Origin of the sequence: Tistrella arctica (assembly GCF_039630945.1) — a bacterium.
Lineage (GTDB): Bacteria > Pseudomonadota > Alphaproteobacteria > Tistrellales > Tistrellaceae > Tistrella > Tistrella bauzanensis.
Window position 1 is genome coordinate 357,206 of record NZ_JBBKTV010000007.1, and the last position, 16,243, is coordinate 373,448.

General features: G+C 67.1%; 13 protein-coding genes. 8 read left to right on the forward strand and 5 right to left on the reverse strand.

Translation table 11 applies throughout. The annotated features are described in order from the left end of the window. Positions 1-398 precede the first annotated feature (398 nt). On the reverse strand, positions 399-947 hold the full coding sequence (locus WG924_RS17860; RefSeq protein ID WP_345934452.1) for a cupin domain-containing protein: 549 nt from the start codon (positions 945-947) through the stop codon (positions 399-401). A gap of 214 nt (positions 948-1,161) precedes the next feature. Here WG924_RS17860 and aptA point away from each other — a divergent pair, with 214 nt between their 5' ends. Both aptA and ald read left to right on the forward strand, forming a co-directional pair. Then, the gene (gene aptA / locus WG924_RS17865) at positions 1,162-2,484 is read left to right on the forward strand and encodes an omega-aminotransferase AptA (RefSeq protein ID WP_345934453.1); all 1,323 of its coding nucleotides are present in this window, start codon (positions 1,162-1,164) and stop codon (positions 2,482-2,484) included. A gap of 186 nt (positions 2,485-2,670) precedes the next feature. Next, positions 2,671-3,795, forward strand: coding sequence for an alanine dehydrogenase (gene ald, locus WG924_RS17870; protein ID WP_345934454.1), 1,125 nt, complete (start codon positions 2,671-2,673; stop codon positions 3,793-3,795). Between the two features lie 99 nt (positions 3,796-3,894). Here ald and WG924_RS17875 read toward each other — a convergent pair whose 3' ends face one another. Further along, the gene (locus WG924_RS17875; RefSeq protein ID WP_345934455.1) at positions 3,895-5,355 is read right to left on the reverse strand and encodes an MFS transporter; all 1,461 of its coding nucleotides are present in this window, start codon (positions 5,353-5,355) and stop codon (positions 3,895-3,897) included. Between the two features lie 319 nt (positions 5,356-5,674). Here WG924_RS17875 and WG924_RS17880 point away from each other — a divergent pair, with 319 nt between their 5' ends. Beyond that, positions 5,675-6,781: a sensor histidine kinase gene (locus WG924_RS17880; protein ID WP_345934456.1), complete on the forward strand. Its 1,107-nt coding sequence runs from the start codon at positions 5,675-5,677 to the stop codon at positions 6,779-6,781. Between the two features lie 24 nt (positions 6,782-6,805). Then, positions 6,806-7,450 carry a helix-turn-helix transcriptional regulator gene (locus WG924_RS17885; protein WP_345934457.1) on the forward strand — a complete coding sequence of 215 codons (645 nt, stop codon included), beginning with the start codon at positions 6,806-6,808 and terminating at the stop codon, positions 7,448-7,450. Here WG924_RS17885 and WG924_RS17890 read toward each other — a convergent pair. After that, positions 7,431-8,702: a D-amino acid dehydrogenase gene (locus WG924_RS17890; protein ID WP_345934458.1), complete on the reverse strand. Its 1,272-nt coding sequence runs from the start codon at positions 8,700-8,702 to the stop codon at positions 7,431-7,433. The two genes, WG924_RS17885 and WG924_RS17890, sit on opposite strands and share 20 nt — an antisense overlap. A 199-nt stretch (positions 8,703-8,901) precedes the next feature. Here WG924_RS17890 and WG924_RS17895 point away from each other — a divergent pair, with 199 nt between their 5' ends. The 4 genes from WG924_RS17895 to WG924_RS17910 all read left to right on the forward strand — a co-directional run bounded on the left by WG924_RS17895 (position 8,902) and on the right by WG924_RS17910 (position 12,910). Next, a complete protein-coding gene (locus tag WG924_RS17895; RefSeq protein ID WP_345934459.1) occupies positions 8,902-9,303 on the forward strand; it encodes a DUF423 domain-containing protein in 402 nt (133 codons plus the stop codon). A 201-nt stretch (positions 9,304-9,504) separates the two neighbouring features. After that, positions 9,505-10,383: an AAA family ATPase gene (locus tag WG924_RS17900; RefSeq protein ID WP_372045099.1), complete on the forward strand. Its 879-nt coding sequence runs from the start codon at positions 9,505-9,507 to the stop codon at positions 10,381-10,383. A 151-nt stretch (positions 10,384-10,534) separates the two neighbouring features. Continuing rightward, positions 10,535-11,713 carry a vWA domain-containing protein gene (locus tag WG924_RS17905; protein ID WP_345934461.1) on the forward strand — a complete coding sequence of 393 codons (1,179 nt, stop codon included), beginning with the start codon at positions 10,535-10,537 and terminating at the stop codon, positions 11,711-11,713. A gap of 429 nt (positions 11,714-12,142) precedes the next feature. Continuing rightward, positions 12,143-12,910, forward strand: a complete 768-nt coding sequence (locus WG924_RS17910) for a hypothetical protein (protein ID WP_345934462.1) — start codon at positions 12,143-12,145, stop codon at positions 12,908-12,910. Here WG924_RS17910 and WG924_RS17915 read toward each other — a convergent pair. Both WG924_RS17915 and WG924_RS17920 read right to left on the reverse strand, forming a co-directional pair. After that, positions 12,888-14,876: a MacB family efflux pump subunit gene (locus WG924_RS17915; RefSeq protein WP_345934463.1), complete on the reverse strand. Its 1,989-nt coding sequence runs from the start codon at positions 14,874-14,876 to the stop codon at positions 12,888-12,890. The two genes, WG924_RS17910 and WG924_RS17915, sit on opposite strands and share 23 nt — an antisense overlap. Further along, positions 14,873-16,099, reverse strand: a complete 1,227-nt coding sequence (locus WG924_RS17920; RefSeq protein WP_345934464.1) for an efflux RND transporter periplasmic adaptor subunit — start codon at positions 16,097-16,099, stop codon at positions 14,873-14,875. The genes WG924_RS17915 and WG924_RS17920 overlap by 4 nt, the downstream gene beginning before the upstream one ends. Positions 16,100-16,243 lie beyond the last annotated feature (144 nt).

Consider the following 16,243-nt stretch of genomic DNA (forward strand, 5'->3'; position numbering starts at 1 on the left):
ATATGCCCCCCTCGCCAGCCCATTGGCCGCGGGGTTCGGGGCCGGCCGCGCCGATCTTCGGCGAACACGAAGACGGCTGTTCCGCCCGGGCGGAACAGCCGTCAGTTCTGTCGCGCCGGAACCGATCGGGCGCCCTGATCCGGGACCAGGGATCATAGGGGCGTGGATCGGTCGCCGACCGGGCAAGCGGCCCTGGACGGGCTGGCTCAGGTGCCGGTATCGGGGGACGATCCCGTCTTCGGGCCGGTTGCCGGTGCACGATCGACACCACGCAGCGTATTGTCCGGTGAATTCCGCGTCAATTCGTATAACGGCACGATGGTTTTATCGCAGGATATACGCTTGAGCCGCGCAGCCGTGCCTGAGCCGCGCAGCCGTGCCTGACCGGCAGGATCGGCTCAGAAACTGGGCGGGGTGCAGGCCGAGACGATCTCGGCCTCGTCGTCGCCGACATTGCGGAAGCGATGGGGCAGGCGGCTGTCGAAGTAATAGCCATCGCCGGCTTCCAGCACCGAGGTTTCGCCGCCGACGGTCAGCTCGATCCGGCCGCGCACCACGATGCCGCCTTCTTCCGAGTCGTGGCGCAGCATCTGCTTGCCGGTATCGGCGCCGGGGGCGTAACGCTCATGCAGGATCTGCATCCGCCGGCGGCTGAGATTCTCGCCGATCTGGGCATAGGCCACGTCGCCACGCGCGATCAGCGTCAGTTCGTTGGCGCGATAGAAGGCGCGCTGCGGCGCCGTCAGGTCCAGCGCGAAGAATTCCGACAGCGAAATCGGAATGCCTTCCAGCACCTTTCTCAACGATCCGACCGACGGGCTCACCTTGTCCTGCTCGATCAGCGAGATCGTGGCATTGGTGACCCCGGCGCGTTTGGCAAGCTCGCGCTGCGACAGGCCATAGATCTGACGGATGGTCTTGAGCCTGATGCCCAGATCGGTGCTCATCGGGCGGCCTCCGGCTGGTGTGTGTTTAATATATTTGACATTCTGTGCATCTCGCGACGCAATATCAACATGTTGTGCGTGGTGTGGAAATCACTTTGTCGAGTTTAATTGCCGGTGATAGGCTTGCATGCAGAACGACGACAGCAGGGGGCGGCCAGTGCGGCTGCCCGGTCGCGTTTTGCATAATTGCCGAGTGACAGGGAGCGACGCGGTCATGGCGCGCATCATGGTTCCGAACGATCTGGACGCGCATTGGATGCCGTTCACCGCCAACCGCCAGTTCAAGGCCAATCCGCGCCTGCTGGTCGGGGCGAAGGGCATGTACTACACCAGCCATGACGGCCGCGAGGTGCTCGACGGCTGCGCCGGCCTGTGGTGCGTGAATGCCGGCCATGGCCGCGACCGGATTTCGGAAGCCGTCGCCCGGCAGATCTCCGAGATGGATTATTCGCCATCCTTCCAGATGGGCCATCCGAAGGCGTTCGAGCTCGCGACCCGCCTGGTCGAACTGGCACCCGCCGGCATCGATCACGTGTTCTATTGCAATTCCGGCTCGGAAGCGGTGGACACCGCGCTGAAGATGGCGCTGGCCTATCACCGCATCCGGGGCGATGCCAGCCGCACCCGCCTGATCGGCCGCGAGCGCGGCTATCATGGCGTGGGCTTCGGCGGCATCTCGGTCGGCGGCATCGTGTCGAACCGCAAGCATTTCGGCACCATGCTGGGCGGCGTCGACCATCTGCGCCACACCCATGACCTGGATCGCAATGCCTTCTCGTGGGGCCAGCCCGAGCATGGCGCCGAGCTTGCCGATGATCTGGAGCGTCTGGTCGCGCTGCATGACGCATCGACCATCGCCGCCGTGATCGTCGAGCCGATCGCCGGATCGACCGGCGTGCTGATCCCGCCAAAGGGCTATCTGCAGCGCCTGCGCGAGATCTGCGACCGCCACGGCATTCTGCTGATCTTCGACGAGGTCATCTGCGGCTTCGGTCGGACCGGCCGGAATTTCGGCGCCGACAGCTTCGGCGTCACCCCCGATATGATGACCACCGCAAAGGGCATCACCAACGGCGCGGTGCCGATGGGGGCCGTGTTCGCCAAGAAGGAAATCTACGACGCCTTCATGACCGGGCCGGAACACCTGATCGAGTTCTTCCACGGCTATACCTATTCGGGCCATCCGCTGGCCTGTGCCGCGGCGCTCGCCACCCTCGACATCTATGCCGAGGAGACGCTGTTCGACCGCGCGGCGGCGATGGCCGACTATTTCGGCAAGGCGGCGCATGCGCTGCGCGATCTGCCGAACGTCATCGACATCCGCAATTACGGCATGGTCGCGGCGGTGGAACTGTCGTCGCGCGCCGGCGAGCCGACCAAGCGGGCCTATGAGGTGTTCGTGCGCGCCTATGAGCAGGGCGTGCTGCTGCGCTATACCGGCGACATCATCGCCATCTCGCCGCCGCTGATCATCAACGAGGCCGAGATCGACCGCTTGTTCGAGGTGCTGTCCGAGGCGATCAAGACCGTGGCATGACCATCAGACACCGCCCGGCACCCGCCGGGCGGTGACGACCGACGACTGCCGGTGTCACCCGATACTGCCTGTGATTGCGGTCCGTCCGCATGCGGGACACGCCCAAGCCGACACAGTGCGGCGGCCAAAGTGCGGCGGTATGAAAATCGGGGACACCGGCGGGCTTTTCCTGGGGAGGAAACCACCATGCGTCTGGGCGTGCCCAAAGAAATCAAGACCGACGAGCACCGTGTGGGCCTGACACCCGCCGCCGTGCGCGAGTTGGCCCGCCATGGCCACAGCGTGCTGGTGGAGCGGGGGGCCGGTATCGGTGCCGGTCTGGACGATGCCGCCTATGAACAGGCCGGCGCCCGGCTGGTGGCCGATGCCGATGCGGTATTCGCCGGGGCGGAGATGATCGTCAAGGTCAAGGAGCCGCAGCCCGAGGAATGCCGGCGCCTGCGGCCGGGCCAGATTCTGTTCACCTATCTTCATCTGGCCCCGGACCCTGAACAGACCCGGCTGCTGCTGGCCAGCGGCGCCACCGCCATCGCCTATGAAACCGTCACCGATGCCGCCGGCCGCCTGCCGTTGCTGGCGCCGATGAGCGAGGTCGCCGGGCGGATGTCGGTGCAGGCCGCGGCCCATGCGCTTGAGAAGGCGCAGGGTGGCCGCGGCATGCTGCTGGGCGGCGTGCCCGGTGTGCGGCCGGCGCGGGTGGTGGTTCTGGGCGGCGGGGTGGTCGGCACCAATGCCGCCCGGCTGGCCATCGGACTTGGCGCCGAGGTGGTGGTGATCGACCGGTCGCTGAACCGGCTGAAGGAGCTTGATGCGCTGTACGGGCCGGCGATGCGCACGCTCTATGCCACCACCGAAACCATCGAAGAGGCGGTGGTCACGGCCGATGCGGTGATCGGGGCGGTGCTGGTGCCGGGTGCGGCCGCGCCACGGCTGATCGACCGGGCACTGCTTGGCCGGATGCAGCCGGGTGCCGTGCTGGTCGATGTGGCGATCGACCAGGGCGGCTGCTTCGAGACCTCGCGTGCCACCACCCATCGCGCGCCGACCTATGAGGTCGACGGCATCGTGCATTACTGCGTCGCCAATATGCCGGGCGGCGTTGCCCGCACCTCCACCTTCGCCCTGACCAACGCCACCCTGCCATTCGTGCTGGCGCTGGCCGACAAGGGCGTGGCGCGGGCGCTGGGCGATGATCCGCATCTGTTGAATGGTCTGAACATCCATGCCGGACAGTTGACCATCGAAGCCGTGGCCGAGGTTCAGAACCTGACCGCCGTCACCCCCGCCGACGCGCTGCGGCATGTCGCCTGACGGTGCGGTTCAGGCATCTCCCGCCTGGACCCGGCCACAACGGCCCGACGCCCGCCGGTGAAAACCGGCGGGCGTCGGTGTTTCGCACCCCGGAAAGGCTCAGGTCAGAGAGGCCGAGCGGGCCGGGCCGCGCGCCAGCCTGAAGGCCGCGATCACGCCGACGAGCCCGATCGGCAGGAAGGCCGCGAACACCCAGAACCCCACGCGGGCGGCGGTTTCCGGATCGGGCAGCGCCCCGCCATGACCGCCACCCAGGCCTGAGAGGTTGGCGGCGATGCCGGCCGCCGCCGCACCCAGCGCATAGCCCAGGATCTGCATGGTCGGCACGGCCGATGAGGCGCTCTCTCGCGCGTCATCTGGCACCGCGCCGACGATGCGGCGGACGATGAATGCCCAGCACATGCCGAAGCCCGCGCCCTGCGCCGCCGCAAACGGGATCACCATCCACAGTGACCCATGCGGGATGACGATGGCGAAACCGGCAATGCCGCCCAGGATGACCACGGCGCCTGCACGGATCAGCCAGCGTTCGGCGCGGGGGCCGGCACCCGACAGCAGCACCGAGGCGATCGTCCAGGCAACCGCCTCGATCGCGACCAGGAAGCCCGCCGTCAGGGCATCGGTGCCGTGCAGCACCACGAACAGGATCGGGCCATAGACCGTGAACGGCACGGTCCCGGCCGACAGGGTCAGCACCATCATCAGCCCCATGCCCTGGCGATGGCGCAGGTTCAGCGCTGCCGGCGGGAACAGACCCCGGCCCAGCGGCTGGCGGCCGTCGACGCGGAAGAACACGGCCAGCAACGCCACACCGGCCAGCCCCAGAAGGGCCGCGGTGGTGATGGCGCCCGACACGCCCGCCGCCGCCACCGCCAGCACGGCGATGATCAGCAGCGCCAGCCGGCCGAACGGCACGCGGGCCGCCGGCATGCCATGCGCATCGCCGCGTTCCGCCGCATCCATGGCGGCAATGCCCACCCGGTTCAGCAGCAGCCCGCCGGCCACGGCCACCACCAGTGCCTGCGCACCGAAGGCCCAGAACGCGCCGCGCCAGAGGCCGGCATCGGCGAACAGCCCGCCGATCATCGGCCCGGCCAGGGCGGATGCGCCCCACAGGCCCGACATGATCGCATAGAGCCTTGGCCACAGTCGGGGTTCATAAAGTCTGGCCACCGAGACATGCGCCAGCGCCACCAGCGTGCCACCACCCACCCCCTGGACCAGCCGGCCAGCCAGCAAGGTGCCCATATCGGGGGCAAGGGCGCTGATCACGCAGCCCACCGCGAAGGCCGCCGCAGCCAGGGTCGTCGCCCGGCCCAGCCCGGCCGCCCGCACCGCCAGCCCGGTGCAGGCGCCGGCCACGATCGAGCCCAGTTCGTATAGCGCCAGCGCCCAGTTGACCCAGGCGATGCCGCCGATTTCGGCAGTCACCGCCGGCATCACCGTGGTGGTCAGCAGGCTGTCGGCCGCGTGCAGCCAGATCCCCAGGCACAGCACCATGAAGGCGCCGAACCGCCCGCCCCGGCGGATTTCCGCCCAATCGCCACCCGTGGTGGTCATGCCGGCCTCCTTTATAAAAAGCGATAGCCTGTTTAATTAGGTTTCGGTGGTTTAAACAAGGTATATTTTGTTAAATAGCAATCGGTCAGTGAGCATGGCCCATTCCGCGACGACCTCCGGCTGACGCGGGAGGGGGCTGCATGGAAGGTGAAGAACTGTCGGTGTCCAACAGGATGACGCCGCCCTATGTCATGTCCGGCCTGTGCCGGCAGAAGACCGGGCCGGCAGCCTGGTTCCCATATCAAAGATGTTGTCCATGCCCCTCGCGTCGTCACCCCATCACAACCTTTGGCTCTATACACGGCTTGATCGCGCATGGTTGCGGCGTTCCTATGTCGCCAAGATCATGGCGGTCAGTTTCGTCGGCGTGCATGTGCCGCTGATTTGCCTTGCCGCCTATCTTCTGGCGGCGTCACCACTCAGTCTGGAGGCGGTGATGCCGATCGCCCTGACCGTGCTGATCGCGACCCTGGCCGGGACGGCGGGCACGCTGGCGGCGCTGTATCTGCTGTTGAATCCGGTGCGCGCGGCCTCGGCCGCCATCCACGACTATATCCACAACCGGCACGTCGCGGCATTGCCGACCGGGTTCACCGACGAGGCCGGCCGGTTGATGGCGGATCTTCAGGAGGGGATCACCCGGCTGGACGGGGCGCTGGATGCGACGGGCGCCGAACGCCACCGGCTGATCGAGGAACGCGAGGCGCATTTCGAGATGCTCTCGAAGATGAGCCATGAATTGCGCACGCCCCTGAACGCCATTCTGGGCTTCGCCGAGGTGATCCAGACCGAGATGATGGGGCCGGTCGGCGCGCCCGCCTATTCGGAGTATGCGGGCTTTATCCGCAAGAGTGGCGCCGACCTGCTGCACATGGTCGAAGGGCTGTTGCAGATGGGTGACGCGAAGACCGGTGCCGCCCGCCAGGCCGTCACGGCGGTCAACCTGGATGACATGCTGATCGAGGTGGTGAACCTGCAGCGGCTGCATGCCGACCGAAGGCATGTCGGCATCGATCTGCATCGTGGCAATCGACCGGTCGTGGTGCACGAGGATCCGCGCGCCCTGAAGCAGTTGCTGATGTTCACCCTGAGTGGCGTGATTGCCGGCACCCAGGCCGGCGGCCTGGTTGCAGTGGCCCTGCGCCTGACGGATGATGGAGGAACAGGGGTGTCGGTGACGGCGCCCGGGGCATTCTCGCCGGCCGACCTGCCGCGCGTCATCACCCGTGTGGTCGATGCCTCGGGCGGCGGGTTTGCGGCGGCGCCCGCCGGGACGGATGATTTCGGTCATGTGTCGGTCCAGGGCTTCACATTCGCCGTCGCCCATGCCATTGCCTCGGCGGAGCATATCGCCATGGATGTGCGGCCACTGGACGGACAGCGGGCGGTGACGCTGACCTTCACCGCGGCCACGGCCGATAGTTGAGATCCGCCACCTGACAAGGACGACATGACCGATAGCGACGATCGCCTGCTCACCCGGATCAAGACACTGGCGCCCGTGACCGCGGCGGACCTCGCCGCCGCTCTTGGCGTGACGGCGCAGGCGGTGCGCGAGAAGCTGGCGCGGCTTGTGGATGACGGGCTGGTCGTCTTCGAGGACCGGGTTGAAGGTGTCGGCCGGCCGCGCCGCTTCTGGCGGCTGACGGCGGCCGGCCACGCCCATTTCCCAGACGGCCATGCCCGGCTGGCGGTGGACCTTCTGGAGGGCGTGCGCGCGATCATGGGGGAGGCGGGGATCGACCAGTTGATCGCCGGTCGCGAGGCCGCCCAGCGCCGCAGCTATGCGGCGGCGATGGCGGCGGCCGGCGATGATGGCGCGGCACGGCTGCGGGCGCTGGCGGCCACGCGCAGCACGGAAGGCTATATGGCCGAGGTCACGGCCGATCCCGACATGCCCGGCGGTTTCGTGCTGACCGAGCATCACTGCCCGATCTGTGCCGCCGCCACCATCTGTCAAGGGCTTTGCCGATCGGAACTGGCGCTGTTCCGCGAGGCCCTGGGGCCGGACGCGATGGTGGAGCGCATCGCCCACCAGCCATCGGGCGATGCGCGCTGCGCCTATCGGGTGTGGTTCAGAACCGGTCGATCGTAAGCCCGTCGATGTCGATATCAGGCTGGCGGCCCGATATCAGATCGGCGACCACCCGCGCTGATCCGGCGGCCATCGTCCAGCCCAGCGTGCCATGACCGGTGTTGAGATACAGGTTGCGGAAACGCGTGGGGCCCAGAACAGGCACGCCATCGGGGCTGGCGGGCCTGAGCCCGCACCAGAATTCAGCGCGGCTGGTGTCACCGATGTCGGGAAACAGCGTCTCGACCGCTGTCAGGATGGCACGGGAGCGGACCGGGTTCATCGACAGGTCATAGCCGGCGAGTTCCGCCGTGCCGGCGGCGCGCAGCCGGTTGCCCAACCGGCTGAACACGATCCGCCGGGCGTTGTCGGTGATGCTGCCGCGCAGCGCTGTGTTGCGTCCGTCGACCGGCACGGTGACGGAATAGCCCTTCAGCGGGTAGACCGGCAGGCGGATGCCGATCTGGCGCAGCAGCAGGGGGGTATAGCTGCCAAGAGCCGCCACCACCGCGTCTGCCTTGAGGCTGGTGCCGTCCGACAGGCGCACGGCGGTCACCCGGTCGCCATTCGTGTCCAGCGCCAGCACGCCGGTGCCATAGCGATAGAGAACGCCCATCTCCCGCGTGCGGGCGGCAAGGCGGGTGGTGAACAGATGCGCATCGCCGCTTTCGTCGGCGGGGCTGAGCACGCCGCCGGCCAGGCTGTCGCGGATGGCCGCCAGCGCCGGTTCATGGGCGACGCAGCCATCGGCGCCAAGGATGGTCTGTGGACAATCCAGGTCCCGCGCCAGATGGCGGGCGTGATCGGCGGCGCGGTTGAAGCCGGCATTGTCCTGATAGATATGCAGGATGCCGCGGGTTTGCTCATCATAGGAGAAGGCGTCGTCCCGCCCGCCCTCGTCTTGACGGATCTGTTGCAGCGTTTCCAGCGAATAGCGGCCGATGCGCCAGGCGCGTTCGGTGTTGCGGCGGGTGGGCGCCGCGCGGCAATTGGCCAGGAAGCGCAGGCCGAAGGCCCAGAGCTTCGGATCGGCGCGCCAGCGGATGATGACCGGCGCATCCTCGCGGAACAGCCATCGGGGCAGCAGCTTCAGGGTTTCGGGGTTCGCCCAGGGTTCGCAATGGCTGGGGCTGACTTGGCCGCCATTGGCGAAGCTGGTCTCAAGCCCCGATCCGGGCTGACGGTCGATGACCGTGACCTCGTGGCCCTGGCGCGCCAGAAAATAGGCGGTGGTGGTGCCGATGACACCACTGCCGAGAACGACGACCTGCACGGCAACCTGTCTCCGGATGGCGGGGTGGGTGAGTGATCGCATCGGCTCTGCGACCCCGCGCCGCCTTGTCCGGCGTGGGTGCGGCGAGATATAAGCCCCTGACGGCCGCGAACCAAGCGTTGCGCGCCGATCGGAACATGATGCGGACCGGGCGGCGCCATGCGCGCCGCCACTTGCAACATTGGAAGGGACGACGCCCATGCTGCGCACGATCTGGATCATCGGTGCGCTGAGCGCCCTGCTGGCGGTTGCCGCCGGTGCCTTCGCCACCCACGGGCTGCAACAGCTGGGGGACGTGCATGGCGCCGATATCGTGCGCACCGGCGCGCTGTACGGGCTGGTTCACGGGCTGGTGCTGCTGGTGCTGGGCATGGCGCACAGTCTGGCGGTGAAAGGCGTGCTGCCCTTCGGACAGAAGCGGCTGCTGGCCGGCGCCGGCGCCATCGCGCTTGGCGCCGTGCTGTTTCCGGGCAGTCTTTATCTTTATGTCGCAACCGGATGGCGGCCGCTGGTGTTCGTGACGCCGGTGGGCGGCACGGCGTTTCTGATCGGCTGGGTGTTCATCGGCCTGTCGGTGTTTCGCGCCCGCGCCAGGGTTTGACGGCGCCGTTGCCGGGGGATCGGCCCCGCCGCGACCCATGCGGACGCATCGACTTTCAGGCGTGCGCCGGCATGTTGGATACAACTTTCACGCGGTCGAACATCGCTTGAAATTATGCTTTATGGTTTAATGGCTTGAACCCGCCGGTCGCGATGCTACCCTCTGGCCAGAGATGAGGCTTTTCACGGGATCTTCATGGCCATGGACCAGACCACGCAGCCGGCCAAATTCACGGGCACCGACAGCTATGTCGCGACCGAGGATCTGATGATGGCGGTGAATGCCGCCCTGACCTTGGGACGACCACTGCTGATCAAGGGCGAGCCCGGGACCGGCAAGACCATGTTGGCGGAAGAAGTGGCGCGCGCCCTGGGCCGGCCACTGCATCAGTGGCATGTGAAGTCGACCAGCAAGGCCCAGCAGGGGCTTTACGAATATGACGCGGTGTCGCGGCTGCGCGACAGCCAGCTTGGCGATGACAAGGTCAAGAGCGTCGACAACTACATCATCCGCGGCGCGCTGTGGGATGCCTTCGCCAGCGAAGAGCCGACCGTGGTTCTGATCGACGAGATCGACAAGGCGGATATCGAATTCCCCAACGACCTGCTCCGCGAGCTGGACCGGATGGAATTCTATGTCTACGAGACCCGGGCGACGGTGCGCGCCATTCACCGGCCGCTGGTGATCATCACGTCCAACAATGAAAAGGAACTGCCCGACGCCTTCCTGCGCCGGTGCTTCTTCCATTTCATCGCCTTCCCCGATGCCGACACCATGCGGTCGATCGTGGATGTGCATTATCCGGGCATCAAGCAGGCGCTGGTGCGTGAGGCGCTGGAGATGTTCTTCGGTGTCCGCGAGATGCCGGGCCTGAAGAAGAAGCCCTCGACCTCGGAACTGCTCGACTGGCTGAAGCTGCTGCTGGCCGAGGATCTGGACGCCGAGACCCTGCGCGAGGCCAAGGACAAGGCCCTGCCGCCGCTGTATGGCGCCCTGATCAAGAACGAACAGGATGTGTCGCTGGCCCAGCGGCTGGTGTTCATGGCCAAGCGTCGCGCGGAAGGCCCCGGTCGCGGCTGACTTCTTGGCGATCCGCGGCCGGCCAAGGGCTGCGGATCGCTGCCGATGAACACTGATGATACCGGCCCTGACATGCTGCGCGCGCCGGCGGGGGAACCGCCCGCCGCGCCCCGCATGCCGGGTTCCAACCGCTGGTGAAGGTTGCGCGCTGATGCTGATCGACTTCTTCTTCAAGCTTCGCGAGGCGAAGCTGCCCGTGACGATCAAGGAATATCTGGTCCTGATCGAGGGCATGCAGGCGGGACTGGCCCAGTTCTCGCCCGAAGAATTCTATTACCTCGCGCGCACCTCGCTGGTGAAGAACGAGAAGCATTTCGATCGGTTCGATCAGGTCTTCGGCGCCTATTTCAACGGCGCCCAGGCCCATTTCGCGGCGATCGAGGGCGCCATTCCCGAGGAATGGCTGCGCAAGCTGGCCGAAAAGCACCTGACGCCCGAAGAGATGGCCGAGATCGAGGCACTGGGCGGTTGGGAAAAGCTGATGGAGACGCTGAAACAGCGTCTTGAGGAACAGAAAGGCCGTCATCAGGGCGGCAACAAATGGATCGGCACGGCCGGCACCAGCCCGTTCGGCGCCTATGGCTATAATCCGGAAGGTGTGCGCATCGGTCAGGACCGGTCGCGCAACCGCCGCGCGGTGAAGGTCTGGGACCAGCGCGCCTTCAAGAATTACGACGACGATGTCGAGCTTGGCACCCGCAACATCAAGGTGGCCCTGAAACGGCTGCGCGCCTTCGTGCGCGAAGGCTCGGATCTGGAACTGGACCTGCCTGACACGATCCGCTCCACCGCCCGCAATGCCGGCTATCTCGACATCAAGCTGGTGCCCGAGAAGCGGAACAAGGTGAAGGTGCTGCTGTTCCTCGATGTCGGCGGATCGATGGATGATCACGTCAAGCTGTGCGAAGAGCTGTTCAGCGCCGCCCGCACCGAATTGAAGCATCTGGAATATTATTACTTCCACAATTTCATCTATGAAAATGTGTGGAAGGACAATTACCGGCGCTTCTCGGAGCGGACGCCCACGCTCGACGTTCTGAACAAGTTCGGCCCCGACTATAAGGTGATCTTCGTGGGCGATGCCACGATGAGCGCCTATGAGATCGTGATGCCCGGCGGTTCGGTCGAGCACTGGAACGAGGAATCCGGTCAGGTCTGGATGCGCCGGTTCATCGATCATTTCCCCAAGATCGTCTGGCTGAACCCCGAGCCGAAGCAGCGCTGGCGCTATACAGAAAGCGTCAAGATCACCCAGAAGCTGATGGAGGAGCGGATGTATCCGCTGACCCTGCGCGGTCTGGACGAGGCGTTGCGCTATCTGAGCCGTTGAACCATCGGCCATGAGCGGCTCCGAGCCGGCAGACGATGCCGGGGCGGCATGAGGTGTTGCGTCATGCGGTTGTTTCTGTTGCAGGAAGCCGCTGTTTGCCGCTAATCTGTTGCTAACGGTTCGCACCCATGACGAACCGATATCGTGCCATGTTCTTGGATTGCGTGACGGCCCTCAAGGGCCGCAGGTGGTCGTTTGACTCCAACCGGTTGATCGGGTGGTGGCACGATGGTGTCGAATACATCGGACCGGGGGCCGGAACGGCTCCCAAGGCAACGGGTGGTGCCGTCGGCGTTGAGACATCCGCCGACGGCACCTCTGCCTTCATCTTTCCAGGCGACACGTCTTCCGCTTTCGGCATCGGCATCGGCCGCGGCCGCGGCCAATCTGTCTGCGGCCGCGCGTGCGGCATCGGACAGGCTGGCCTCGATGCGATCGGCAACGGCGCTTGCCGGTGCGGCGTTCTCGGCATCGGCACTGCTGTCGGAGATGGAGCCGGTTCCCGGGGCGGAGACGGATCACGACCTGTTCACCGACAGCCTGCGCGACTTGCGCAGCGCGCTCGCGGCGCTGTTCGCCCTGCTGGGCATGACGCCTGAAGAGGCGCGCGGTGCCGCCGACAAGGCGGTGGCGGGCGAAGACCTGCCCGACGGCCGAAGCGGTGCGTTCGGCACGGCATCGGCCGCGGCCAGGGGGCCTTCGGCCTTCGGCCTGGGCGGGCTGGATGTGCCCGACGGTGCCGCCCGCACGCTGGGCAAGGCCTTGAGCAAGGGCGCCCGGGCGCTGCACTGGGAAATGATCGCCCTGCTGCTGCGGCTGGGGATGGAGCCGGCGGCCGCACGGGTCGCGGCCTCGCGGCTGCTGGCTGGTGTTGCCGCATCCGGTGGCGGTGGCGACAGTCTGGCGCCGTCGCTGATTCTGGCCGACATCCGCCGGGGCGTTGCGCCGTCCGCGGGCACGGTCGGGCTGGCGCTGGCCGTGAAGTCGCTGAGCCTGGAGCGCGACGACACCCATGTCCGGCTGCATCTGGACCAACTGGTTCTGCGTGGCTTTCCGCTGGCATCCGATGGTGTCCGCCTTGTCCGGGGCGATGCCACCGGCCGACGCCTGACCGCCGATCTGGTGATTCCGACCGGCGTATTGCTGCCACCCGATCCGGTCACGGATGCGGCGGCTATTCGGCAGCCAGTGCGATGACCGGGTCCATACGCGCGGCTTTGCGGGCCGGCAGATAGCCGAAGACGACCCCGGTCAGGAAGGCGCAGCCGAAGGCAAGCAGGGCAGGTGCCGGGGTGATCAGCACGTCGAAGCCCGCGCGGGCGAGCAGAAGCGCCGCCGCCAGCCCGACACCGATGCCGACGACGCCGCCGATGCCGCAGACGACCACCGCTTCGACATTGAACTGCATCAGGATGCTGCGCATCCGCGCACCGGTCGCCATGCGGATGCCGATCTCGCGGGTGCGTTCGGTTACCGAGACCAGCATGATGTTCATAACCCCGATGCCGCCGACCAGCAGCGAAATCGCCGCGACCGAGCCCAGCAGCAGGGCGAAGCTGCGCTGGCTGTCGCTCATCGCCGCCTGAACCGCGGCGGTGTCGCGGATCTGGAAGTTGCGGACGCGGTGCCGGTCCAGCAACAGGCTGTCGATCTGGCGCGCGACCGGGGCGACCTGATCGGCGCTCTCGACCCGGACCGTGACCGAACTGACATGCGACCGGCCCAGGATGCGCAGAAAGCCGGTCGACAAGGGCATCAGCACCACATCGTCCTGATCGCTGCCGCTTTGTGTCGCCCCTTTCGCGGCCAGGACGCCGATCACCTCGAAGGGGATGTTCCTGACCAGGACATAGCCGCCGATCGGGTCGCTTCCGTCGGGGAACAGATTGCGGGCGACGGTATCGCCCAGCACCAGCACAGACCGGTAGTCGTAGACGTCGGCGGCGCTGATGAAATGGCCGCGCGCCATCTGCCAGTTCCTGACCAGCAGCGCATCCGGCCACACGCCCTGAGCCATGGTGGTGTAGTCGATGCCGCCGACCCTGAGCGTGGTGCGCAGATTGCGTTCGGGGGCGGTGGCGACGATTCCGTCGATCTGCCGGATTGCCTGCACGTCCTCGACCGTCAGCGAGGTGATGTCGCCAACCGCCCTGACGCCCGGCGCGCCGCCCCGCACCGTCAGCAGATTGGTGCCCATGGCGGCGATCCGCTCCAGCGTCACCGCCCGGCTGCCATCGCCGATCGCGAGCATGGCGATGACCGAAGCCACCCCGATCACCACCCCCAGCAGGGTGAGCAGCGAGCGGAACAGGTTGACCCGCAGGGCGTGCAGTGCCATCCGCACCGCCGCGCCGATATCGGTGATGCCCAACGATCGCCTGCGCTGCGCTGCCGGAGCGGTGGCGGGTGACGGATGGGCTGGTGGTGGACAGGTGGCCGATGGTGGACAGGTGACCGGTGCATCGGCGCCGCTGTCTGCGACGATGCGGCCATCGCGCATCCTGATCTGGCGACTGGCATGGGCCGCGACCGCCGCATCGTGGGTGATCAGGATGACGGTGCGGCCCTCGCGGTTGAGATCCTTCAGCAAGGCCAGCACCTCGGCGCCGCTTGCCTCGTCGAGCGCGCCCGTCGGCTCGTCGGCCAGGATGATCTCGGCATCATTGACCAGCGCCCGGGCGATCGAGACCCGCTGCTGCTGACCGCCCGACATCTGGTTCGGCCGATGTCCGGCACGGGCGCCGAGCCCCAGACGGTCGAGCAGGGCGGCGGCAGTGCGGTGACGGTCGCGCGCGGCACACCCCGCATAGACCGCCGGCATCTCGACATTTTCGCGCGCGGTCAGGCCGGGGAGCAGATTATAGCGCTGGAAGACGAAGCCGAAGCGACGGTTGCGCAGGCGGGCGAGCGCGTCGCCATCCAGCCTCGACACGTCCTGGCCGTCGACCAGATAGCGCCCGCCGTCCGGCCGGTCGAGACAGCCAAGGATGTTCATGAGCGTGGTCTTGCCCGATCCGGACGCGCCCATGATCGCGACCATCTCGCCAGCCTGAATGGTCAATGACACGCCGGTCAATGCCGTGACGCCGCCGGCGCCGCCGAAATGGCGCGAGACGGTGTCGAGCACCAGCAGAGGCGCGGAGGCGGGCCGATGGGCGATCATGGCGCCGGCGCGGCCGCGCGTGCCATGGCGGCAGCAGGCGGGCGCCCGCCACTGCGCCAACTGCCGACGGTGCCCGGCGCGCCCCCCGTGGCAGGCTCTGGCCCGATCCCCACGGCATCGCCCGGCTGAAGCCCCGCCAGCACCTGGGCATGGCCGCGATCGACCAGCCCGATCCGCACCGGCCGGGTTTCGGTCCGCCCGTCGGGCAGCCGGAGCGCGACCACCCGGCCATCGGCCCCGTCATGCAGCGCCGCCAGTGGCACCAGAGGCACATCGATCGCCTGATCCAGAATGAAGAACACCTGTGCGGTCATCGCGGTCATCAGCGCGCCGTCGGGGTTGGCGATGTCGATCAGCACGTCGTAGAGCACCACGTCGTTCAAGGTCTGCGGGGTCGGCAGGACCTGGCGCACCCGGCTTTCCCACACCCGGTCGGGCATGCCGAGGGTGGAGAACCGCACCGGCTGACCGGTCCGGATGCGCACGACATCGGCCTCGGTCACCTGCGCGCGCACAGTCATGGTGGCCAGATCGGCAATGCGCAGGATGATCGGCGAGGTCTGATTGGCGTTCAGGGTCTGGCCGACCACAGAGGTCTGCGAGACCACGGTGCCCGAGATCGGCGCCAGGATGCGGGTATAGCCAAGATTGGCCTGGTCGCCGTCGAGGGTGGAGCGGGCCTCGCTCACCTGGGCGAGCAGGGCATCGACCTTGGCGGTGGCGATCCGCAGATCGGCGGCGCTGGTGTCGGCCTCGTCGCGACTGAGCGCATTCGACCGGAACAGCCGCCGGGCGCGGTCGTCGCGCAGCCGTGCCAGATCCCGCTCGGCCCGGGCCTGAGCAAGCTGGGCCTCAAGATTGCGCAGCTTCGCCTCGTCGCCACGCACCCGTGTTTCATAGATCGCCGGGTCGATTTCGGCCAGCAGCGCGCCTTCGGCAACCATGTCGCCGATCGCCACATACACGCGGTCCAATTGCCCTGAGACCTGGGTACCGACATCGACGAAGGTTCGTGGTTCCAGCAGACCCAGCGCCGTTACCCTGTGCTCGATGCTGCCGGTGGTCACCAGCCTGACATCGGCATCGGCGTCGGTGGTGGCGTTGGCCGGCATGCCCCGATCGGCCCACATCCAGCCGCCGGCGCCGATCGCGGCCAGAACGGCCAGAATGGCGGCGATGCGCATGCCCCGGTAGCGATTGGGTGATACGGGCGATGATGTCATGCGATCCTGGTCTGGAACAATGCGCGGGGTGGCGATGTGATGCCGATGGCGTCTGGAAGGCGGTGCGAGTGAAATCCTACGCGGCGGTGCGAGACGACGCCATCATTGATCCGTGGGCGCGGTGGCAGTTGAATGGAGCCACAC

What these genes read in the sequence shown, in the direction of transcription:
- WG924_RS17860 (WP_345934452.1), bottom strand. Translation starts at nt 947, where the DNA reads ATGAGCACCGATCTGGGCATCAGGCTCAAGACCATCCGTCAGATCTAT.
- aptA (WP_345934453.1), top strand. Translation starts at nt 1,162, where the DNA reads ATGGCGCGCATCATGGTTCCGAACGATCTGGACGCGCATTGGATGCCG.
- ald (WP_345934454.1), top strand. Translation starts at nt 2,671, where the DNA reads ATGCGTCTGGGCGTGCCCAAAGAAATCAAGACCGACGAGCACCGTGTG.
- WG924_RS17875 (WP_345934455.1), bottom strand. Translation starts at nt 5,355, where the DNA reads ATGACCACCACGGGTGGCGATTGGGCGGAAATCCGCCGGGGCGGGCGG.
- WG924_RS17885 (WP_345934457.1), top strand. Translation starts at nt 6,806, where the DNA reads ATGACCGATAGCGACGATCGCCTGCTCACCCGGATCAAGACACTGGCG.
- WG924_RS17895 (WP_345934459.1), top strand. Translation starts at nt 8,902, where the DNA reads ATGCTGCGCACGATCTGGATCATCGGTGCGCTGAGCGCCCTGCTGGCG.
- WG924_RS17900 (WP_372045099.1), top strand. Translation starts at nt 9,505, where the DNA reads ATGGACCAGACCACGCAGCCGGCCAAATTCACGGGCACCGACAGCTAT.
- WG924_RS17905 (WP_345934461.1), top strand. Translation starts at nt 10,535, where the DNA reads ATGCTGATCGACTTCTTCTTCAAGCTTCGCGAGGCGAAGCTGCCCGTG.
- WG924_RS17910 (WP_345934462.1), top strand. Translation starts at nt 12,143, where the DNA reads ATGCGATCGGCAACGGCGCTTGCCGGTGCGGCGTTCTCGGCATCGGCA.
- WG924_RS17915 (WP_345934463.1), bottom strand. Translation starts at nt 14,876, where the DNA reads ATGATCGCCCATCGGCCCGCCTCCGCGCCTCTGCTGGTGCTCGACACC.
- WG924_RS17920 (WP_345934464.1), bottom strand. Translation starts at nt 16,099, where the DNA reads ATGACATCATCGCCCGTATCACCCAATCGCTACCGGGGCATGCGCATC.